The 21,201-nt window shown below is 67.2% G+C and carries 21 protein-coding genes; 19 read left to right on the top strand and 2 right to left on the bottom strand.

Features of this window, described 5'->3' with window-relative positions:
- Positions 1 to 103: 103 nt before the first annotated feature.
- Together AR323_RS10295 and AR323_RS10290 are read right to left on the bottom strand one after the other, a co-directional pair.
- Positions 104 to 604 (bottom strand): hypothetical protein, encoded by a 501-nt coding sequence (locus tag AR323_RS10295; RefSeq protein WP_152980326.1) that lies wholly within the window; start codon positions 602 to 604, stop codon positions 104 to 106.
- Positions 605 to 664: 60 nt separating this feature from the next.
- A complete protein-coding gene (locus AR323_RS10290) occupies positions 665 to 1,282 on the bottom strand; it encodes a DNA-3-methyladenine glycosylase family protein (RefSeq protein WP_057883892.1) in 618 nt (205 codons plus the stop codon).
- Positions 1,283 to 1,374: 92 nt separating this feature from the next.
- Here AR323_RS10290 and AR323_RS10285 point away from each other — a divergent pair, with 92 nt between their 5' ends.
- From AR323_RS10285 to ftsA, 19 genes are all read left to right on the top strand, one after another.
- Entirely contained in the window at positions 1,375 to 1,692 is a 318-nt protein-coding gene (locus AR323_RS10285) for a 2Fe-2S iron-sulfur cluster-binding protein (RefSeq protein ID WP_057883891.1), read from the top strand.
- Positions 1,693 to 1,792: 100 nt separating this feature from the next.
- Positions 1,793 to 2,791, top strand: coding sequence for a cysteine synthase A (locus AR323_RS10280; RefSeq protein WP_057883890.1), 999 nt, complete (start codon positions 1,793 to 1,795; stop codon positions 2,789 to 2,791).
- Positions 2,792 to 2,838: 47 nt separating this feature from the next.
- Positions 2,839 to 3,177 (top strand): hypothetical protein, encoded by a 339-nt coding sequence (locus AR323_RS10275; RefSeq protein ID WP_057883889.1) that lies wholly within the window; start codon positions 2,839 to 2,841, stop codon positions 3,175 to 3,177.
- Positions 3,167 to 3,913 (top strand): DUF4350 domain-containing protein, encoded by a 747-nt coding sequence (locus AR323_RS10270; protein WP_057883888.1) that lies wholly within the window; start codon positions 3,167 to 3,169, stop codon positions 3,911 to 3,913. Before AR323_RS10275 ends, AR323_RS10270 begins: the two co-directional genes overlap by 11 nt.
- A 324-nt stretch (positions 3,914 to 4,237) precedes the next feature.
- On the top strand, positions 4,238 to 4,717 hold the full coding sequence (locus AR323_RS10265) for a division/cell wall cluster transcriptional repressor MraZ (RefSeq protein ID WP_235510546.1): 480 nt from the start codon (positions 4,238 to 4,240) through the stop codon (positions 4,715 to 4,717).
- A complete protein-coding gene (gene rsmH / locus AR323_RS10260; RefSeq protein WP_057883887.1) occupies positions 4,714 to 5,649 on the top strand; it encodes a 16S rRNA (cytosine(1402)-N(4))-methyltransferase RsmH in 936 nt (311 codons plus the stop codon). Before AR323_RS10265 ends, rsmH begins: the two co-directional genes overlap by 4 nt.
- The gene (locus tag AR323_RS10255; protein WP_057883886.1) at positions 5,649 to 6,140 is read left to right on the top strand and encodes a hypothetical protein; all 492 of its coding nucleotides are present in this window, start codon (positions 5,649 to 5,651) and stop codon (positions 6,138 to 6,140) included. Before rsmH ends, AR323_RS10255 begins: the two co-directional genes overlap by 1 nt.
- The gene (locus AR323_RS10250; protein WP_057883885.1) at positions 6,137 to 7,858 is read left to right on the top strand and encodes a peptidoglycan D,D-transpeptidase FtsI family protein; all 1,722 of its coding nucleotides are present in this window, start codon (positions 6,137 to 6,139) and stop codon (positions 7,856 to 7,858) included. Before AR323_RS10255 ends, AR323_RS10250 begins: the two co-directional genes overlap by 4 nt.
- Complete coding sequence (locus tag AR323_RS10245; protein ID WP_057883884.1) at positions 7,855 to 9,384, top strand: UDP-N-acetylmuramoyl-L-alanyl-D-glutamate--2,6-diaminopimelate ligase; 1,530 nt, start codon at positions 7,855 to 7,857, stop codon at positions 9,382 to 9,384. Before AR323_RS10250 ends, AR323_RS10245 begins: the two co-directional genes overlap by 4 nt.
- Positions 9,381 to 10,838 carry a UDP-N-acetylmuramoyl-tripeptide--D-alanyl-D-alanine ligase gene (locus tag AR323_RS10240; RefSeq protein ID WP_057883883.1) on the top strand — a complete coding sequence of 486 codons (1,458 nt, stop codon included), beginning with the start codon at positions 9,381 to 9,383 and terminating at the stop codon, positions 10,836 to 10,838. The genes AR323_RS10245 and AR323_RS10240 overlap by 4 nt, the downstream gene beginning before the upstream one ends.
- 16 nt (positions 10,839 to 10,854) lie before the next feature.
- A complete protein-coding gene (gene mraY, locus AR323_RS10235) occupies positions 10,855 to 11,925 on the top strand; it encodes a phospho-N-acetylmuramoyl-pentapeptide-transferase (RefSeq protein ID WP_057883882.1) in 1,071 nt (356 codons plus the stop codon).
- Positions 11,922 to 13,193, top strand: coding sequence for a Mur ligase family protein (locus tag AR323_RS10230; protein WP_057883881.1), 1,272 nt, complete (start codon positions 11,922 to 11,924; stop codon positions 13,191 to 13,193). The genes mraY and AR323_RS10230 overlap by 4 nt, the downstream gene beginning before the upstream one ends.
- Entirely contained in the window at positions 13,190 to 14,413 is a 1,224-nt protein-coding gene (locus AR323_RS10225) for an FtsW/RodA/SpoVE family cell cycle protein (protein ID WP_057883880.1), read from the top strand. The genes AR323_RS10230 and AR323_RS10225 overlap by 4 nt, the downstream gene beginning before the upstream one ends.
- Positions 14,410 to 15,618: an undecaprenyldiphospho-muramoylpentapeptide beta-N-acetylglucosaminyltransferase gene (gene murG / locus AR323_RS10220; protein WP_057883879.1), complete on the top strand. Its 1,209-nt coding sequence runs from the start codon at positions 14,410 to 14,412 to the stop codon at positions 15,616 to 15,618. Before AR323_RS10225 ends, murG begins: the two co-directional genes overlap by 4 nt.
- On the top strand, positions 15,615 to 17,030 hold the full coding sequence (gene murC / locus AR323_RS10215) for a UDP-N-acetylmuramate--L-alanine ligase (protein ID WP_057883878.1): 1,416 nt from the start codon (positions 15,615 to 15,617) through the stop codon (positions 17,028 to 17,030). The genes murG and murC overlap by 4 nt, the downstream gene beginning before the upstream one ends.
- 68 nt (positions 17,031 to 17,098) lie before the next feature.
- Positions 17,099 to 17,995 carry a UDP-N-acetylmuramate dehydrogenase gene (gene murB / locus AR323_RS10210; RefSeq protein WP_057884109.1) on the top strand — a complete coding sequence of 299 codons (897 nt, stop codon included), beginning with the start codon at positions 17,099 to 17,101 and terminating at the stop codon, positions 17,993 to 17,995.
- Positions 17,992 to 18,954: a D-alanine--D-alanine ligase gene (locus AR323_RS10205; RefSeq protein ID WP_057883877.1), complete on the top strand. Its 963-nt coding sequence runs from the start codon at positions 17,992 to 17,994 to the stop codon at positions 18,952 to 18,954. The genes murB and AR323_RS10205 overlap by 4 nt, the downstream gene beginning before the upstream one ends.
- Positions 18,947 to 19,870, top strand: a complete 924-nt coding sequence (locus AR323_RS10200; RefSeq protein WP_057883876.1) for a cell division protein FtsQ/DivIB — start codon at positions 18,947 to 18,949, stop codon at positions 19,868 to 19,870. The genes AR323_RS10205 and AR323_RS10200 overlap by 8 nt, the downstream gene beginning before the upstream one ends.
- A complete protein-coding gene (ftsA, locus tag AR323_RS10195) occupies positions 19,870 to 21,150 on the top strand; it encodes a cell division protein FtsA (RefSeq protein ID WP_057883875.1) in 1,281 nt (426 codons plus the stop codon). Before AR323_RS10200 ends, ftsA begins: the two co-directional genes overlap by 1 nt.
- Positions 21,151 to 21,201: the final 51 nt, after the last annotated feature.

Genomic DNA, 21,201 nt, shown 5'->3' with positions numbered 1-21,201 from the left:
ATGAACGCTGAAACAATCCGGTGCCATTCCGTAATGCCGATGTTCGCTTTGAGGAAATCTGGCAACAGGGCCGAATGTCCGAAATTGGGGTGGGAAGCGGCCGTCAGGCCTCCCCGTTACATTGCGTGCTTTCAATCAGCTGTGACTGGGGATCGTATATGATCTCAATCAGACTGCAGCCGCCATCCATAATCATTGGCAAATCGCGGTAGTCGTCGAACCAACGCGACTGGTCGGCTTGTCCGAAAGAAGCTGCCATCACTTCGTCATTGGATGCAATCTCTGCCTCCTCGGCCTCGGTGCATGGTCGCGAATCCATGTCTTCGAGCATCACTTCGCAGCCGTCCTCGCTCCCGCGCGCTTCTGTTGGCAGGGGAGTGACATAAACCGCCATCACCTTTCCGTCGGGCCGCAGGGCGTAGTTGCGCGAGTATTCTTCAAGTGCCTCAGCCCCGACGGGTAGTTCCACGGCGGACTCGATCACGCGCATGATTACTTCTCGAACGGAGGGCCGCTCCGAGCTGGCTCCACCGATTAACAGCGCGAAGGCCAAGAAGGTCGCTTTCATCGGAGGAGAATAACGCAAACAGCTGATGGCAGCCATCGGGTCGTTAGCCGACAGGCAGCTTTCGACCCGCTCGATGGCAACCGATCCCCGACAATCTCAAAGCGCGGGATTGTTGTAGCAATGCCACGTGAAGATCGCCGTCGCTCCGCGGTGAGGGCGCCAGGGTTCGGCGAGGGCGCGGGTCTCTTTTTCGCTGGGTCGCTCCTCGAGCGAAAGGATCTTGCCCAAGCCCGCTTGCACGGCGAGGTCGCCGGCGGGCCAGATGTCCGGGCGGCCCTCGGCGAACAGGAGGTAGATTTCGGCGGTCCAGCGGCCGATGCCTTTGATCTGGGTGAGCTGGGCAATGGCCTCCTCGTCGTCGGCGGGGAGGGCGTCGAAATCGATCGCGCCCGCCGCCACGAGTTCGCACAGCGAACGGGCATAGCCCTGTTTCTGGCGCGACAGGCCGCAGGCGCGCAGGGTGTCGAAATCGCGGGCGAGCAGTTCGGCGGGATCGACATCTTCGCCCACTTCTGCGGCCAGCTTGTTCCACATGCTCGCGGCGGCGGCGACGCTGACCTGCTGGCCGACGATCGCGCGCAGCAGCGTCACGTGCCCGCGCTCGCGGATGCGCGGTTCGGGATAGCCGGCGGCGGCCAGCGCGCGGGCCATCGCCGGCTCCTGCGCCGCGACCGCGTCGAGGCCGTCCCTGATCTGGCTTGCGGTCAAACCCACGTGCGCTTTCCCAATCTTGCCAAACCTGCGGCCAGCCCCTAGCAGCCGCGCCGAATGCCCGACAGGGGGCACGTCTGAAGGATCCGCACACCATGCCCAAGCTGATCGTCGTCAACCGCGCGGGAGAAGAGAAGTCCGTCGACGTGGCCGATGGCCTGACCGTGATGGAAGCGATCCGCGACAACGGCTTCGACGAACTGCTCGCGCTGTGCGGCGGGTGCTGTTCGTGCGCCACGTGCCACGTCCACGTCGATCCGGCGTTCAAGGACCGGCTCCCGGCGATGAGCGAGGACGAGGACGACTTGCTCGAATCCACCGATCACCGCGACGAGAATTCGCGCCTCGGCTGCCAGGTCCCCTTCACGCCCGACCTCGACGGGATGCGCGTGACGATCGCCCAGGAAGATTGAGCGAAGCGCCGGTCCGCGACCCGTATCCGCAAGGCGGAGTAGCAGGTCGCAAACCGGAACTGCGTTGCCCGCGGCGCGGTGCGATCCTAGCTCGTCCGACATGACTGCAGCAGTGCGCGCCAAGGCGCTCGACCTCATCGGCAACACCCCGCTCGTCCGTCTCGCCGGCCCCAGCGCCGAAGCGGGTTGCGACATCTACGGCAAGTGCGAGTTCCTCAATCCCGGCGGCAGCGTGAAGGATCGCGCAGCGCTGGGCATCGTGCGCGATGCGGAAAATGCGGGCGAATTGAAGCCGGGCGGCACCATCGTCGAAGGGACGGCGGGCAACACCGGCATCGGCCTTGCGCTGGTGGGGAACGCGCTCGGCTATCGCACGATCATCGTGATGCCCGACAACCAGAGCAGCGAGAAGATGGCGACGCTGCGCGCACTGGGCGCCGAACTGGTGCTGGTGCCGCCGACCAAGTATTCGGACTGCAATCACTTCGTCCACACGAGCCGCCGCCTGGCGGAGGAAACACCCGGCGCGGTCTGGGCCAACCAGTTCGACAATACCGCCAACCGCAAGGCGCACATCGAGACGACCGCGGCCGAGATCTGGGACCAGATGGAAGGCCGGATCGACGGGTTCACCTGTGCGGCCGGGACCGGTGGCACGATCGCGGGCGTCGCGATGGGCCTCAAGGAACGCGACGAGAAGGTGACCATCGCCCTGACCGATCCGCATGGCGCGGCGCTCTACAGCTACTACGCCACCGGAGAACTGAAGGCAGAGGGCAACTCGGTCGCCGAAGGGATCGGGCAGGGGCGGATCACCGGCAACCTGGAAGGCGCGCCGATCGACACCCAGTTCCGCGTATCGGACGAGGAAGGGCTGGAATGGGTCGCCCGCCTGCTGCGCGAGGAAGGACTGTGCCTGGGCTTGTCGTCGGGCATCAACGTGGCCGGTGCGGTCCTCTTGGGCAAGCAGCTCGGCCCGCAGGCGCGCGTGGTCACGATCCTGTGCGACACCGGCTTCCGATACCTTTCGACCCTCTATTCCGCCGAATGGCTGGCGGCAAAGAAGCTACCGGTGTTCGACTGGCTCAAGCCCGACTGATGGCCGCGAAGTTGACTGGGCCGGGCCAGCGGCTAGCTTGGTTGCCTATGGCCGGACGATCGCCCGTGCAGGATACATCAGTCGATGCGTCGCTCGCACCGCTGGCCGGCACCCGCGCGCAGTCGCTGCAACGCCTGCAAGTGGGGGTCTCGCTGCTCCTCGGCATCGTCCTGATCGTGGGCCTCGCCAACGTGATCGAGGAGCGCGCCAAGCAATCGGACAGCGCGGCGGTGCCGGAAGCGGCCGCGACCGTGGCGCCCACACCTACATCCAGCGCGAACGACCCGCTGGCCGACGCTGGCGTGGTCCCGGACCTGCCGGCCGAGGCGGAAGTAAAAGTGCTCGACATTCCCGCTGCGGAGCCTGGCCCGGGCGATGCGAGGTAAGACGCAGTTGATCGCCGCGGGTCTCGGTGCTTTGCTGCTCGCCGCCGGTATCGCAGGACAGATACTACCCGGCCCGCCCGACGCCGGCGACAAACAACCGCTTGGGCTGTTCTCCTCGTTGCCGATCTATTGGAGCGAAAGCGACGATATCGGCGGCACGATCGACGGCGGAGGCGACAGCACGCACTGGGTGCGAACCGAACTCGAAAGCGGCAATCGCCTTGTCCCGCTCGACACGCTGGACGGAGGCGATCTGAAGTCCTTGAAGCGCCTTTTACTGGCCCAACCTCGGCCATTGGCGCCCGCAGAAAACGTCGCACTGGACGATTGGGTGCGGGCTGGGGGCAGGGCGCTGCTCTTCGCCGACCCGATGCTGACCGAACATTCCCGTTTCGCGCTGGGGGATCGCCGCCGCCCGCAGGACATCGCGGTGCTGTCGCCGATCCTGAAGCGCTGGGGCCTGGAGCTGCGCTTCGACGAGGACCAGCGTGAAGGTCGGCGGATGGTCGCGGACGGTAGCATCGAGATTCCGGTCGATCTTTCCGGCACTCTCGTCGCGGTAACTCCCGGGGCGCCGTCGAGGTGTTCGGTCGGCGACTCCGGCGTCACCGCCACCTGCAGAGTCGGGAAGGGCTCGGTCACGGTCGTGGCCGATGCCGAAGTGCTGGACCGTGAAGGCGGCGGCGAGGGGGATCTCCGGGCAATCCGCACATTGATCTCCCGGTCCATCGGATAAACCCTACGCGAGACGCGGGAAACCGCGGGACGCCATCGAAAATCGCCGGGATTCTGCCCTTTCGACATCGGTTCGAGGCGATCGCGCCTGCCATGTGGAAGTACTTTATCCACACGTAAAACCGGCATTAACCGTGTGATCCCGCGAATTCCCGCACTTTTCCCTTCCATCCCGGACCGGAGAAAGTTAATACCCTGCTCCATCGGACATTTGTTTCCACGGCGCACCGAATCGGGGCGTCACGTGCCCCTCGCGTTCGCGCTGGCGGCAGCGGGGAAGTCTTGTCCGTGAGGGGGTGGGCCGAGCGGCCCGGAACGGGGACAGGTGGCGGCTTTGCTATTCGGCGGTTTCAGTGGACAGGCCTTTTCGCCCCTCGGCGAGAAGGGTCGGTTCGTGCTGCCGCCGCTGTTCCGCAGCGCGGTCAAGGAATCGAGCGACGGTCGCGTCCTGTGCCTGGACAAGCACCCGCGCTTCACGTGCCTGGTCGGCTTCGGCCTGTCCCGCCAGCTTGAGCTCGAGACGCAGCTCGATCGCGAAGAGGACCGCGCCGGGCCCGACTTCGACCGCGATACCCGCGCGGCCCAATTGTTCGGTTACGCCCGCGTGCCGTTCGACGATTCGGGCCGGTTCGTGCTGCCCGATCACCTGCGGATGCTCGCGAACATCGACGATGCGCTGTTCTTCCAGGGCGGCGGGCGCAGCTTTACGATCTGGAATCCCGCCGAACTGATGAAGATGGACGACGCCTGGGCCGCGGCCAAGGCGGCCTGCGCGCAGTTTCAGGCAGAGGGGAAGGGCAAGTGACCCAACCTCACATTCCCGTCCTGCTCGACGAAGTCGTCGCGGCGCTGGCCCCGCAACCGGGCGACGTGATCGTCGATGCGACCTTCGGTGCGGGCGGCTATACCCGCGCGCTTCTGGCGGCCGGCGCGACCGTTCATGCCTTCGACCGCGATCCCGATGCGATCGCGGCGGGCGAAAAGTGGCCGGAAACTGCGGAAAACCCGCCGCGGCTGGTTCTCCATCCCCGTCGTTTCTCCGAAATGGTTAACGCGCTCGCCGATTCGGGTTTGGCGCGCGTCGACGGGATCGTGTTGGATATTGGCGTGTCTTCGATGCAGCTCGACCAGGCAGAGCGCGGCTTCGCGTTCTCGGCCGACGGTCCGCTCGACATGCGGATGAGCCAGGAAGGCGCCAGCGCGGCCGACTTCCTGAACGAGGCCGACGAGGCCGAGATCGCCGACGTTCTCTATACTTATGGTGAGGAGCGCCAGAGCCGCCGCGTGGCCCGGGCGATCGTCGCCGCGCGGCCGCTGACGACCACCGGCGACCTTGCCCGCGTGGTGCGCAAGGCGCTCGGCTATCGTCCTGGCGCGCCCAAGGACCCCGCCACGCGCAGCTTCCAGGCGATCCGCATCCACGTGAACGCCGAACTGGCCGAACTGGAATCGGCGCTGGTCGCTTCGGAGACCCTGCTCGACGAGGGTGGCCGGCTGGCGGTGGTCAGTTTCCACAGTCTCGAGGACCGGATCGTCAAGCGCTTCCTGCGCGATGCTTCGGCAGTTGCGGCTGGATCGCGTCACATGCCGATGGCGCAATCTGCACCCGCCACATTCGCGCATGTCTCGAAGGGCATCCGCGCTTCCGAGGCAGAGATTGCCCGCAATCCGCGCGCGCGCTCGGCGACCTTGCGCCATGCCGTTCGCACCGCTGCACCTGCGCGGGAGGCCGCTTGATGGCCAGCCGTCCCACCATCGGCGGTAGCCGTCTTCGCCAGCTGGGCTGGGCCGTGTCGCTGGCATTGTGCTGCGCGATCTTCGCCGCGCTCACGTTCAAGGTGAACTCGGTTCGCAGCCAGGTGCGCCTGGCCGAGCGGCAGATCCTCGCGCTCCAGCGCGAGAAGCTCCTGCTCGAAACCGAGTTCGAAACGCGGGCGAGCCAGCAACAGCTCGCCCAGTGGAACGCGGTCGATTTCGGCTATCAGGCGCCCGGTCCCGGTCAGTATCTCGAGGGCGAGCGTCAGCTTGCGAGCCTGGGCGAGCCGCGCCTGCCGGCTGCCCCGTCGCCGATCCGCGTCGCCCACGCCCCCGGCGCCGAAAGCAAGGCGCACTTCCCCGCGCTGGTCTCGCCGTTGACCGGCAAGCCGGTGCAGGTGGCCGACGATACCGCTTCGCTGGCCGACAAGCTGGCCAACGGCGGCGCCTTCCTCGCAGAGGCGGGGCAGTGAACGCGCTCACATATACCGCGGCCATTCATTCGGGCCGCGTCCAGCTCGTTTCCCTCCGCCAGAAATCGCTGACGGTGGCGCGCCTGCGGGTGCTGCTGGTCGCAGCGGTATTCGTTGCGATGGCGATGGCCGCGATCGTGCGGATCGGCTTTCTGGGGGTTACGGGAAGTGGCCGTGCGGTCACGTCTTTCGAAGACGCGCTGCTACCTTCGCGGGGCGAGATCACCGATCGCAACGGCGAGCCGCTGGCCCGCGCATTTCCCGCGTTCGCGCTGTGGTACAATCCCGAAGCGCTTGGCGAAGACAACCCGCTCGTCCGCTCTCCGCAGGCGGTGGCCAAAGAACTCGCCGCGATCTTCCCCGATATCGACGAGACCGAACTCGCCGACCGGTTGGCCAAGGGCAAGGCTGGTTACCTGCGCCGGCGCGTGCTGCCCGAGGAAGCCAACAAGGTGCAGGCGATCGGTGAGCTTGCTCTCGAACTGCCGAAGGAAACCGACCGTCATTACCCGCAAGGGTCACTGGGCGCTCACGTGCTCGGCTATGTGGGAGCGGACGGGCACGGCCGGGTGGGCATGGAAGCGGTTCTTGACAAGCAGCTGCTCGACCCCGCGACCCGCGGCCAGCCCATCCCGTTGTCGATCGACGTGCGTGTCCAGGGTGCGCTCGAAGACGAGCTGACCCGCGGGATGCGGGCGACGAATGCGCTCGGTTCGGCGGGTATCGTGCTCGACGTGGATACCGGCGAAGTCCTCGCGCTCGCCTCGCTTCCCGAGTTCGATCCGAACCACATCGACAAGGCCGGCGTCGCCAACATGTTTAACCGGGTGACCAATCAGGTCTACGAACTGGGTTCGACATTCAAGCCGCTGACGGTCGCTGCGGCGATCGATGCCGGGACGATCACCGATCTGGGTCGCCGCTATTCGGCACGGCCGTACCCTCTGAGCGGATACACCATCAAGGACAGCCACGATCTCGGCGCGTCGCTCAACACGCCCGAAATGCTGATGCATTCGTCCAACGTCGTCACCGGGCACATCGTCGCGGATCTGGGCACCAAGCGGCTCAAGAAGGTCTTGGTCGATCTCGGCATGAACGAGCGGCCCCATATCGAGCTTCCGGCAAAGGGTTTTCCGCTTTGGGTGGGCGGCGACTGGCCGCTGCTGCGCGGCGTGACCGTCGGCTACGGCCACGGCATCGCGGTAACGCCCCTCCACCTGGCCAGCGCATATGCCGCGATGGTGAACGGCGGCGTCTGGCGTCCCGCGACCATGCACAAGGTCGAGCCCGGCAAGGCCCCGAAAGGACGTCGAGTATTCAAGGCCAGCACGTCGGCGAAAATGAACCAGATGCTGCGCATGATCGTGACCTACGGCACGGGTCGCAAGGCGAATGCACCCGGCTTTCGCGTGGGCGGAAAGACCGGCTCGGCCGACAAGCCCGCAGGCGGCGGCTACAACCGCACTTCGGTCGTCGCGACCTTTGCGGCAGCGTTTCCGATGGATCGGCCGCGCTATGTCGTGATTGCCATGCTCGACGAGCCCAAGGGCACCGTCGCTTCGAGCTTCCAGCGCACGGCTGCCTGGAACGCCGCGCCGGTCGTCGGGCGCCTGGTTCCGCGCATCGGCCCAATCCTCGGTGTGGCGCCGGACTCTTCGCGCGACGTCGATCTGTCCGACCTCGCCCCGCTCGTGCCGCAGTCGAAAAAGCCATGAAGCTCGGACGGATCGCCGCCGCAGCGGGCGCGGACGCGGGCGAAGCGGCGGACACGCAGGTGACGGGCTTCGCAATCGACCATCGCAAGGTCGCGCCCGGCACCGTCTTCGGTGCGTTCAAGGGCGCGCGGGTGAACGGGGAAGACTTCATTCCCGCAGCCGTTGCAGCAGGCGCCGTGGCGGTGGTCGCGCGGCCTGAGGCCCATGTGCAGGGCGCGCTCCACATTTCCGATGCAGAGCCGCGCCGCGCCTTCGCACAGGCGGCAGCCGAATTCTTCGCGCCGGTCCCCGAAACGATCGTCGCCGTCACCGGAACCAACGGGAAGACGTCCACGGTCGAGATGACCCGGCAGCTATGGCGGATGGCCGGCCTGTCCGCCGCCTCGATCGGCACATTGGGCGTGACCACGCCGGACGAAAGCGTCTCGACCGGTCTCACCACGCCGGACATCGTCACGTTCCTCGCCAACATGGCCGGTCTCGCCCGCGAAGGCGTGACCCACGTGGCTTACGAGGCATCGAGCCACGGTCTCACCCAGTTCCGCAACGAGGGGCTGAACGTCGCTGCCGGTGCGTTCACCAACCTGAGCCGCGATCACCTCGATTATCACGCGGACATGGACGAGTATTTCGCCGCCAAGATGCGGCTGTTCGACGAAGTCGTGGCCCCCGGCGGGGCCGCAGTCATCTGGCGCGACGGTAATGGATGGGCCGAGCGCGCCGTGGAACACGCGAGCAAAAGGGGTCTCCGCGTGTTCCTGGTCGGGGGCATCCCTCAAAGCAGTACTTTGGCGGGAACCCTGAACGGGAGTGTGGACGGCGAGGGGGAGGGGATTCGCCTCGTCGCCCGCACTCCCGGATCGCTCGGGCAGGAGCTCGAGATCGAATACGGCGGCACGTCGCGGCGCATCAACCTGCCGCTGATCGGAGCCTACCAGGCCGCGAACGCGCTGGTGGCCGCAGGACTGGTCATCGCCACGGGCGGCGATCCGGCGGCGACTATCGACGGTCTCACCCGCCTGCAGCCGGTGCGCGGACGGCTCGAAAGGGCCGCGCTCAACCGGGCAGGCGCGCCGGTCTACGTCGATTACGCCCACACCCCTGATGCGCTGGAGGCGGCAATCGCCGCGCTGCGCCCGCACGTGTCGGACAGCCCCCGGGGCCGTCTGATCGTGGTGTTCGGGGCCGGCGGCGACCGCGACCAGGGCAAGCGGGCCGAGATGGGCCGCGTGGCGGCAGAGCGAGCGGACATCACTATCGTCACCGACGACAACCCGCGCGGCGAAGACCCTGCGGCGATCCGGCGGCAGGTGCTCGACGGTGCGGTGGGCGCACGGGAAATCGGCGATCGGCGCGCGGCGATCGCCGCCGCGATCGCGCTGGCGCAGGCGGGCGACATCGTCCTCGTCGCCGGCAAGGGACACGAACAGGGCCAGATCATCGGCTCGGGAGATACGATGAAGATACTGCCGTTCGACGATGTGTCGGTTGCGCGCGAAGCGGCTGCGGCGGGAGTATCGGCATGAGCCGGCATCCCGCCCTCAAGGCCTGGCCCCGCCAGAAGCGCGACGGCCTGCGGCTTGCGCTGTGGACCGCCGACGAGATCGCGGCCGCGTGTGGCGGTACCGCCAGCGGCGCGTTCCAGTGCGCGGGGGTCGAGATCGATAGCCGCGACGTGCGGTCCGGCGACCTGTTCGTCGCGCTCAAGGGCGAGGCGACCGACGGTCACCGCTTCATCGACAAGGCGTTCGCCAACGGCGCTTCCGCGGCGTTGGTCAGCGAGCCGGTCGAATGGCCGCACGTCCTGGTCGAAGACACCAGCGTGGCCTTGGCGATGCTTGCCGCAGCCGCGCGCGGACGCGCAGATGCGGTAAGGGTTGGCGTGACCGGCTCGGTCGGCAAGACCGGGGTCAAGGAGGCGATCTTCGCCGCGCTCGACCGGTCGAGCAGGGGCGCGGCGCACCGTTCCGTGCGGAGTTACAACAACCACGTGGGCGTGCCGCTGAGCCTCGCCCGGATGCCTTCGCGCACGAAGTTCGGCGTGTTCGAGATGGGCATGAACCACGCCGGAGAGATCGACGCGCTGACGGCGCACGTCCGTCCGCACGTGGCCGTAGTCACCACCATCGCCCCCGCGCACATCGAGAACCTGGGGTCGATGGAAGCGATTGCCGACGCGAAGTCGGAGATTTTCACCGGGCTGGTCGAGGGCGGTACGGCAATCATCCCGACCGATACGCCGCATTACGAGCGTCTGCTGGTCAACGCGCGCGAGGCCGGGGCGCGGGTCATGACGTTCGGCCGGGCTCCCGGATCGGACGCCCGACTGCTAGACGCGATCCCTTCGGCCAACGGGGGCTCGGTGGTCACCGCCGACATCGACGGGACGCGCCTGTGCTATTCGGTGGCGGAGCCGGGTGAGCACTGGATCCTGAACTCACTCGCCGTGATGGCCGCGGTAAAGGTGGCGGGCGGCGATCTTGCCGCCGCCGGCCTCGCGCTCGCCGAAATGGGCGGCCTGAAGGGGCGCGGCGCGCGTCACCGGATCGCGGTGCCCGGCGGGCACGCGCTGGTGATCGACGAAAGCTACAACGCCAATCCCGCCTCGATGCGGGCGACGCTGCGCCAACTCGGCCAGACCCCGGCGACCCGGCGTATCGCCGTGCTCGGCAGCATGAAGGAACTGGGCGACTTCGCCCCAGCCATGCACGCCCAGCTCGTCGAGCCGATCCGCGAGGCACACGTCGATCACCTGGTCCTCGTGGGCGACGAGATGCGCGCCCTTGCGCGCGAACTGGGGAAAGGCAACGTCGTCACGCTTGCCGCCCCCCTGTCGTTCGCGCATTGCGATGGGCCTGGCGAAGCGATCGCTGCGCTGGAGGAATACGGGCTCGCGGGCGGGGACGCAGTGCTGGTCAAGGGATCGAATTCGATCGGTCTCGGGAGGCTGGTCACCCATCTCGTCGACCGTGGACGTTAGGGGCCGGGAAGGCTGAATGCTGTACTTGCTCGCCGAGTGGATGAGTTTCGAGGGACTGTTCAACCTCGTCCGCTACCAGACCTTCCGCGCCGGCGCGACGCTGATGACCGCGCTGCTCATCGGCCTGATCATCGGCCCGCGCTTCATCGACCTGCTCCGCGTGCGCCAGGGCAAGGGCCAGCCGATCCGCGAGGACGGCCCGCAAACCCACCTCGCCAAGCGCGGCACGCCGACGATGGGCGGACTGATGATTCTCGTCAGCCTGTCCCTTTCCTTGCTGATCTGGATGGACCTGTCCAATCCGTTCGTCTGGGCCTGCGTCGCGGTGACGCTGGGCTTCGGGTTCATCGGGTTCCTCGACGATTACGACAAGGTGTCCAAGGCGAGCCACAAGGGGGTTTCCGGCAGGGTCCGGCTACTGATGGAATTCGTGGTCGCGGGCATCGCGGCCTGGATCATCGTCGGGCAGATCAACACGTTCCTCTACATCCCGTTCTTCAGCGGGCGCGGGATCGAGCTCGGCTATGCCTACTACATCTTCGCCGCATTGGTGATGGTCGGCGCGGGCAACGCGGTGAACCTGACCGACGGTCTTGACGGTCTCGCCACGATGCCGGTCATCATCGCGGCGGGCACCTTCGCGATCATTTCCTACCTCGCGGGCCGGGCGGACTACTCGGAGTATCTGGGCATCCCGCACGTGCCGGGCGCGGGCGAGCTGGCGATATTCTGCGCGGCGATCATGGGGGCGGGCCTGGCCTTCCTGTGGTTCAACGCGCCCCCGGCGGCCGTGTTCATGGGCGACACGGGCAGTCTTGCGCTGGGCGGCGCGCTCGGCGCAATCGCGGTCGCCAGCCATCACGAGATCGTGCTTGCGGTGGTCGGCGGGCTCTTCGTGTTCGAGGCGCTTTCGGTGATCATTCAGGTTGTCTGGTTCAAACGCACCGGGAAACGCGTGTTCCGCATGGCCCCGATACACCATCATTTCGAACAGCTCGGCTGGTCCGAGAGCAAGGTCGTGATCCGCTTCTGGATCGTCGCCATCGTGCTCGCGCTGATCGGTCTGTCGACGTTGAAGCTGCGGTGATCACGAGCCCCGCCTTCGCCGGAAAGCGATACGCCGTCCTCGGTCTCGCGCGCAGCGGGCTGGCGGTGGTGGAATCGCTCGTGGCGAGTGGGGCGCGGGTGACCGCATGGGACCGTCAGGACGTGGCGCGGGCCAAGGTCGATCCGGCGAACGTGCTTCTGGGCGATCCGCTCGAGATAGACCTCACCGGATACGACGGCGTGGTCGTGTCCCCCGGTGTCCCGCTCAACACCCACCCCATCGCCGTGCGTGCCGCGCAGTTCGGGGTACCGGTGATAGGCGACATCGAACTGTTCGCGCAGGCCCGCGCAAGCCTGCCGCCGCACAAGGTCGTCGGGATAACCGGCACCAACGGCAAGAGCACGACGACCGCGCTGGTCCACCACATCCTGAAGACGGCGGGCGTGCCGACGACGATGGGCGGAAACATCGGCCTGCCGATCCTCGCGCAGGACCCGCTGCCCGAAGGCGGGGTCTATGTGCTCGAGCTGTCGAGCTACCAGATCGACCTCACCTATTCGCTCGATTGCGATGTGGCGGTGCTTTTGAATGTTACGCCGGATCATCTCGACCGGTACGACAGCTTCGAAGCGTATGCGGGGAGCAAGGCGCGGCTGTTCGAGATGTCGACCGGCGCTCGCATATATGGGCGGGAAAATGCGCCGCTAATAGCCGACGCGCCTTCGCTCCAAGGGCCGCACAATGCACAGAACGGGGCAGCCGCATGGGAAGTATGCCGCGCTCTAGGGCTGGAGGACCAGCAGATTGCTGAGGGATTCCGCACCTTCACCGGCCTCCCGCACCGCATGGAGCGCGTCGCCACCCACAACGGCGTGCTGTTCGTCAACGACAGCAAGGCGACCAATACCGACAGCACCGCCCCCGCGCTCGCGGCCTATCCGCCCGAAGGCAATGGCCCGCGCATCCATTGGATCGTCGGCGGACTGCCCAAGGAAGACGGTCTCGGCGCGACCGAGGCGCACCTAGCCAACGTCAAGGCCGCCTACACCATCGGCGAGGCGGGGCCGAGGTTTGCCGAGCTGCTGGCGGGCCGCGTGCCGGTGACCAATGCGGAAATGATGTGCGCCGCCTTGCGCGAGGCGATGGCGGCGGCGGTGCCGGGCGACGTGATACTGCTCAGCCCGGCCTGTGCCAGCTTCGACCAGTTCAAGGACTACGAGCAGCGCGGCGAGCGCTTCCGGCAGTTCGTCGACGCGCTGATCGAGGATGCCAGCGTCGATCCCTGCGTGCAGGTGGGCGCGGCATGACCGAGCGGCCCTACATTCCCCGCGCCGGAGCAGCGGTCGCTTCGCAACCGCGCTATCCGGTTTCGACCGGCGCGCAATTCAAGGTGTGGTGGCGCGAGGTCGACCGGGTGCTGGTCGCACTGATCCTGTTGCTGATGGCGGTCGGGACGGCGGCGGTCTTCGCGGCATCGCCCGCGAGCGCGCACCGCCTCTCCACGGCGAGCATCAAGCTGCCCGAACTCTACTTCTACTGGGCGCACCTGCGGTGGCAGGCGGTCGGGCTGGTATTCCTGTTCGGGGCATCGGCGCTGAGCCGCGAGAATGCGCGCCGCGTCGGGATCGTGCTGGCGGGGACGATGCTCGTGTTCCTCTTGCTGGTTCCGATCGTCGGTAGCGAGGTCAATGGCGCGCGGCGCTGGATCAACCTCGGCATTGCCGGTTTCCAGCCCTCGGAGTTTCTCAAGCCCGGTTTCGCGATCCTGCTTGCGTGGATCGTGAGCTGGCGCCTGCGCGATCCCAACCTGCCCGTGCTCGTGCTGGCGACGGCGGCGATGGGGCTGGTGGCCGCGCTCATGATGATGCAGCCCGATTTCGGGGGCACGATCCTGTTCGCGGGCGTGTGGTTCGTGATCGTCCTGCTGGCGGGCGTGCCGCTCAAACGCCTCGGGATGTTGGCGGGGGCCGGGGTAGCCCTGCTGACCGCGACCTATTTCCTCTACGACAACGCCCGCCACCGCATCGATGCGTTCTTCGGCGGCGGCACCGCGTTCGATCAGGTGGACCTTGCCAGCCGCACACTCCTCGCGGGCGGGTGGACGGGAAGCGGTCTGTGGCTTGGCGTTCGCAAGATGAACCTGCCCGAGGCGCACACCGACTACATCTTCTCGGTCATCGGCGAGGAATTCGGCCTGATCGTCTGCGCGCTGGTGGTCGTCCTCTACCTCGCGATCGTGGTGCGCGTGCTGACTCGCCTGGTGGACGAGGAAGACCTGTTCACGCTCCTCGCCGCCGCGGGACTGACCACGCAGATCGGCGGGCAGGCGTTCATCAACATCCTCGTGAACCTGCAGCTGTTCCCGTCGAAGGGGATGACCCTGCCGCTGGTCAGCTATGGCGGATCGTCGACCATCGCGGTGTGCCTTGCGGTCGGCCTGCTCATCGCGCTCACCCGGCGCAATCCGTTTCTCTACCGCGAGACACCCGGCCTCAAGGCGCTGATCGCCAAGGAACTCAACGCATGACCCGCGCCAGCCGCCACTACGTCCTGGCCGCGGGCGGAACCGGGGGGCACCTGATCCCCGCGTTCGCTCTCGCGACGGAACTCGACCGCCGCGGGCATCATGTCGCGCTGGTAACCGATAGCCGGGGCGCATCGCTTCCCGGCAAGCCCGATTTCCTTCCCGCACACGTCATCCCCGCCAGCAAGCTGGGCAAGAACCCGCTGCGCTGGCCGCGCGGCATCTCCGCTATTCTCGAAGGTCGCCGTATGGCGATGCGATTGTACGAAAGCTTCGAGCCTTCGGCGGTGATCGGCTTCGGGGGCTATCCGGTGTTCCCGGCGCTGCTCGGCGCGATGGCCTGCGAAATTCCCACCCTGGTCCACGAACAGAACGCGGTGCTGGGCAGGGTCAACCGGTTCTTCGCCCGCAAGGTCGATGCAATCGCGACCGCCTATCCCGAGGTGGCGCGCCTCTCGCCGAAGAACGCGGACAAGGTCCACCTCGTCGGCAATCCGGTGCGGGCCGAAGTCCTGTCGCTGCGCGACGAACCGTTCCCGCCGTTCACCGCCGACGGCCTGCTGCGCGTGCTGGTGACCGGCGGCAGCCAGGGCGCGCGCGTATTGTCAGAGGTCGTGCCCGACGGGCTCGCCATGCTGCCGCCCGCGCTGCGCCAGCGGCTGCAGGTCACGCAGCAGTGCCGGGCTGAGGATCTAGAAGCGGTGCGCGCGCGCTATCGCGGCCACGACATTCCCGCCGAACTTGGCACGTATTTCGAGGACATGGCGTCGCGCCTTGCCGATGCGCACCTGTTCATAGGCCGCGCGGGCGCTTCGACCATAGCCGAACTGACGGCGGTCGGCCGTCCGGCGATCCTCGTTCCCTTGCCGATCGCGACCGACGATCACCAGGCCGCGAATACGCGCGAGATCGTCAAGTCCGGCGGGGCGCGGATGATCCGGCAGGAGAAATTCACCGCGAAGGAACTGGCCAAGCAGATCCAGGCGCTTGCCCAGCGTCCCGACACACTGGCGACGGCGGCCCACGCCGCGTGGAACTGCGGACGGCCCAAGGCCGCGCAGGACCTGGCCGACCTTGTCGAAAGCTTCGGCGGCAACGAGTTGATGGACGTCATCCGCGTGGGCGGCAGCAACGATCGCGGCGCGAGCCAAGGCGTGATCGCCGGGCAGGGTGCCGCCATGACCGGCGCGGTGGGGGACCTGTCGTGAAGGGCGTTCCTACCGACATCGGCACCGTGCATTTCGTCGGCATCGGCGGCATCGGCATGTCCGGCATTGCCGAGGTGATGAAGAACCTGGGCTACGACGTGCAGGGCTCCGACCTTGCCGAAGGGCCCAGCGTCGAACGGCTGCGCAAGCGCGGGATCACGGTGCATATCGGACACCAGGCAGACAACGTCGAAGGGGCCGGCGTCGTCGTCACATCGACCGCGGTAAAGCGGACCAATCCGGAAGTCGTCGCCGCGCTGGAAAATCGCATTCCGGTAGTGCGCCGGGCCGAAATGCTCGCCGAACTGATGCGGCTCAAGAATACCGTCGCCGTGGCCGGAACGCACGGCAAGACGACCACGACCAGCATGATCGCGGCATTGCTCGATGCGGGCGGGGTCGACCCCACGGTAATCAACGGCGGCGTGATCGAGCAGTACGGCTCGAACGCACGGCTCGGCGATTCCGACTGGATGGTGGTCGAGGCGGACGAGAGCGACGGCAGCTTCCTGCGCCTCGACGGGACGATCGCGGTCGTCACCAACATCGATCCCGAGCACCTGGACCACTACGGCGATTTCGACGCCGTGCGCCGGGCGTTCGTGGAATTCATCCACAATGTCCCGTTCTATGGCGCTGCGGTGCTGTGCATTGATCACCCCGAAGTCCAGGCGGTGATGGCGCAGGTCCGAGACCGCCGGGTGGTGACCTACGGTTTCTCGCTTCAGGCAGACGTCTGCGCGGTCAACGTCACGCCCGAGGCGGGCGGCAGTCGGTTCGACGTGATCGTCCGCCGGCGCGGCGAGGAGGATCGGCGGATCGCCGGTGTCCATCTGCCGATGCCGGGACGTCACAACGTTCAGAACGCGCTGGCCGCCATCGCCGTCGCGCTCGAGATGGAATGCGGCGACGAGACGATCCGCACCGGTTTCGGACAGTTCACCGGCGTGCGGCGCCGCTTCACCAAGACCGGCGAGGTCCGCGGGGCGACGGTGATCGACGATTACGCGCACCACCCGGTCGAAATCCGCGCGGTGCTCGCCGCCGCGCGCGAAAGCGCCGGGGCCAGCGGTGGCCGGGTGATCGCCGTGGTCCAGCCGCACCGCTTCACGCGGCTGCGCGATTTGATGGACGACTTCCAGAACGCCTTCAACGACGCCGACCAGGTTTTCGTGACCCCGGTCTACACCGCAGGCGAGGAGCCGATCCCCGGCATCGACGCCGAAGCGCTGGTCGCGGGGCTGAAGTCGCGCGGGCACCGCTCGGCGGCGACCATTCCCGATCAGGACGCCCTGGCGCAGGCGCTGGCGACCGATATCGAGCCGGGCGACTTCGTGGTCTGCCTCGGGGCGGGCGACATCACGCGCTGGGCGGCCGCGCTGCCCGCACGTATCTCGGATTTCGCGACATGAGCCCCCAGATCGGCGATCGGCGCGGCTGGCGCCATGGCTCGGCACCATCCTCGGCGATCGAGGAGAACATGACGGTGCCGTTCGCCACCGACGGAATTCGGGGAAGGATCACGCAGAACGCCCCGCTCGCGCCGCTGGTATGGTTCAAGACCGGCGGCACCGCAGACTGGCTGTTCGAGCCCGCAGACCTCGAAGACCTACGTGAATTCCTGTCGCGCATCGGCGGGCGCATGCCAGTCATGGCGCTGGGCCTTGGATCGAACCTGATCGTGCGCGACGGCGGAGTTCCGGGCGTGGTCATTCGCCTCGGCAAGGCGTTCGCGACGGTCGAGGCGCGGCGCGACAAGGTGCTGGAATGCGGCGGCGGGGCCAGCGGCATACTCGTGTCTTCGAAGGCCCGCGACGCCGGGATAGCCGGGGTCGAGTTCCTGCGCGGCATTCCCGGCACCGTCGGCGGTTTCGTGCGGATGAACGGCGGAGCCTACGGCCGCGAGGTCAGCGACGTGCTGATCGATTGCGACGTCGTGCTGCCCACCGGCGAGTTCGTGACACTGCCCGCGCGCGACCTCGAATACAGCTATCGCCACTCGAACCTCCCAGAAGGCGCGGTGGTCGTCGCCGCGCGTTTCCAGGGACGCGAGGGCATCCCCGCCGAAATCGGCGAGGAAATGGACAAGATCGCCGCCGCGCGCGAGGCGAGCCAACCGCTGCGGACGAAGACCGGCGGTTCCACCTTCAAGAATCCGCCGGGCGAAAAGGCGTGGGAGCTCGTCGACCGGGCGGGTTGCCGCGGCCTGACGCTAGGCGGTGCGCAGGTGAGCGAGAAGCACACCAACTTCCTCATCAACACCGGCGACGCGACGAGCGCCGACATCGAGGGTCTCGGAGAACTCGTGCGCGAGAAAGTCTATTCCAGCACCGGCATCAGCCTAGAATGGGAAATCCAGCGGGTGGGTCGGCCATGACGGAAAAGCATCATGTCGCCGTGCTGATGGGCGGCTGGGCCAACGAGCGCCCGGTCTCGCTGATGAGCGGTGAGGGCGTGGCGAAAGCGCTCGAAGCCCGCGGTCACCGTGTTACCCGCATCGACATGGACCGGAAGGTCGCAGCGCGCATCGCCGAGGCCGGGCCCGACGTCGTGTTCAACGCGCTGCACGGCGTTCCGGGCGAAGACGGCACGGTGCAGGGGATGCTCGACCTGATGGGCGTGCCCTATACCCATTCCGGCCTCGCCACGTCTGTCATCGCAATCGACAAGGAACTGACCAAGCAGGCGCTCGTCCCGCACGGCGTGCCGATGCCCGGTGGCCGCATCGTCGACTGCGAGAGCCTATACGAAAAGGACCCGCTTGCGCGGCCCTACGTGCTGAAGCCGGTCAACGAAGGCAGCTCGGTCGGGGTCGCTATCGTCACCGACTCCAGCAACTACGGCAACCCGATCCGCCGGGACGCGAAGGGGCCGTGGCAGGAATTCGACCGGTTGCTCGCCGAGCCCTACATCAAGGGCCGCGAGATGACGGTGGCCGTCCTCGACGGAGCCGAAGGTCCGCGCGCTCTGACGGTGACCGAACTGGTGCCCAAGTCGGGTTTCTACGATTTCGACGCCAAGTACACCGATGGTATGACCGACCACATTTGCCCCGCGCAGATTCCGGACCGGATCGCGGACCTGTGCAAGGGCTATGCCGTCCAGGCGCACACGCTGCTGGGCTGCAAGGGGTGCAGCCGGACCGATTTCCGTTGGGACGACGAGTTGGGCGAGGACGGGCTGTTCGTGCTCGAAACAAACACCCAGCCGGGGATGACGCCGCTCAGTCTCGTGCCCGAGCAGGCGAAGTATTGCGGGATGAGCTACGAAGACCTGGTCGAGGCGCTGGTCGAGGAAGCGCTGAGCCGAGCGAGCACCGGGGGGCGCAATGGCTGAAACGATCAATCGCAAGGGCAAGGGCGTGCGCCGTTCCGCCGCGGCGCAGAGCCGAGCGGCGACCGCGCGCAAGGCGAAGGCGCGCACATCGGGCGCGGTCGGTGGCGCGCTGGCGCTTCTGCCGTTCACCGAGGAACAGCTGCACAAGGTGTTCCTCGCGATGATCCTGGGCGCTGCGGTCGCGCTCGCGTGGTTCGTCGCGAGCCTGGCCGGCGTTCCGGCGCTGGCACAGGCGCAAGTCGCCGCGGTCGCGAGCGATGCAGGGTTCGAGGTTCGCCGGGTCAACGTGACCGGCGTCGAGCGAATGAACGAACTCAAGGTCTATGAGCGCGTTCTGACAGAGCGCGACAGGCCGATGCCGCTGGTCGATGTCGCCGCCATCCGGGCCGACCTGCTGGCGCTGTCGTGGGTGGCGGATGCGCGGGTCAGCCGCCAGCTTCCCGACACGCTTGTGGTCGATGTCGTCGAACGCACCCCGCGCGCGGCTCTGAGGAAGCCTGACCGTCTGGTCCTGATCGACGGGCAGGGTCACGAACTCGAGCCGGTGTCCGAGGCCAACGCCAAGGGCATGCTAAAGGTCGCCGGCCCGGGTGCCGCACGACAGGTCGCGGCGCTCGACGAACTGCTCGATGCCGCTCCGGCGCTGAAATCGCAGGTGGCCGAAGCCGAATGGATCGGCAATCGTCGCTGGAACCTGACGTTCAAGACCGGACAGGTGCTCGCCCTGCCGCACGGGCCCGACGCATCGGCCGGTGCGCTGGTCCAGTTCGCGCGGCTCGACGGGTCCAACCGACTGCTCGGCGGAAAGGTCGCGGCGTTCGACATGCGCGCACCGGACCGCATCTACATGCGCATTCCCGGCCGGGCGCAGCAGGCGCTCGACGCCCAGGCTGCGAAGACGGCAGGGGCCGAATAATGGCACTCCCGCGCATCGCTAGGGTCTTCGGCGCCGTGAACGTCGGATCGTTCCGCATTTCGGCGATGATCATGGGGCTGTCCGAAACCGGCGAGCTGATCGTGCTCGGATCGGGCAATAGGGCGAGCCAGGGGATCAAGCGCGGCTATGTCACCGACATGGCGGCCGCGACTTATGCGATCCGCGATGCGGTGGAGCGCGCGGAGAAGAACGCCGGGACCAGCGTTTCGAGCGTCTGGGTCGGTTGCTCGGGCGCGGGCCTCGCAAGCCGCGTCGCCAAGGTCGAGATCGATATCGGCGGGCGGCGGATCGAAGAAGACGATATCGAGCACCTGCTCGTCGCCGCACGCGACAGCATCCAGCCCGACGGCCGGATGGTGCTCCACGCGCAGCCTGCGCACTACACCCTCGACGGGGCGCACGGCGTGGCCAACCCGCGCGGCCTGCATGCCGAGCGGCTGGGCGTCGATATCCACGTCATGCTGGCCGACGGTGCCCCGGTCCGCAACCTGATCGAAGCGGTGCAGAACGCGCACCTCGATGTCGAAGCGGTCGTCGCGGCACCGATCGCGGCGGGCCACGCCTGTCTCACTCCTGAAGAGCGCGAACTGGGTACCGCGTTGGTCGAGATCGGCGGCGAGGTCACCAACGTTGCGGTCTATGCGGGTGGGATGCTGCTCGGCCTGACGGCGATCCCCTTCGGATCGTCGGACATCACCGATGCGGTGGCCGGCGCGTTCGGGGTCAAGCGGTTGCAGGCCCAGCGGCTCAAGAGCCGATACGGATCGGCCATCGCGTCTCCCAGCGATTACAAGGATATGGTGCCGGTCAACGGACCCGGCGACGAGGGCGCAGGTCCCGCAGCGCGCGGCGCCGACGACCAAAACCGCGTCCCCCGGGCCGAACTCGTATCGGTGATCACCGAGCAACTTTCGAAGCTGACCGACGAGGTCGGCCGCGCGCTGAAGGCGATGGGTTTCACCGGCGCCAAGGGCGGACAGGTGGTCGTTACCGGCGGCGGCTCGGAGCTCGCGGGTATTGCGGAATTCCTGCAGAGCGCGCTCGGCCGGCCGGTGCGCGTGGGCAAGCCGCCCGCGCTGCGCGGACTTGGCGAAGCCAACGCCACCCCCAGTTTCGTTACGCTGGCGGGCCTGTGCCTCTATGCCGCGGACGACCCGGTCGACATCCGCTCGATCGGTCCCAAGCACACCGCGACGACCCGCTACACCGGCGTCGGACTAGTGAACCGCGTGGTTCGCGCCATGCGCGAGTATTTCTGATGGGCGTTAACCCCTGTGGATAAGGGATTTCGTCCTATGCCGAGACGAATC

It is taken from the genome of Tsuneonella troitsensis, assembly GCF_001441535.1.
Taxonomy (GTDB): domain Bacteria; phylum Pseudomonadota; class Alphaproteobacteria; order Sphingomonadales; family Sphingomonadaceae; genus Tsuneonella; species Tsuneonella troitsensis.
The sequence above is the reverse complement of the archived record's forward strand: the minus strand, read 5'-3'. Positions and strand labels throughout refer to the sequence as shown.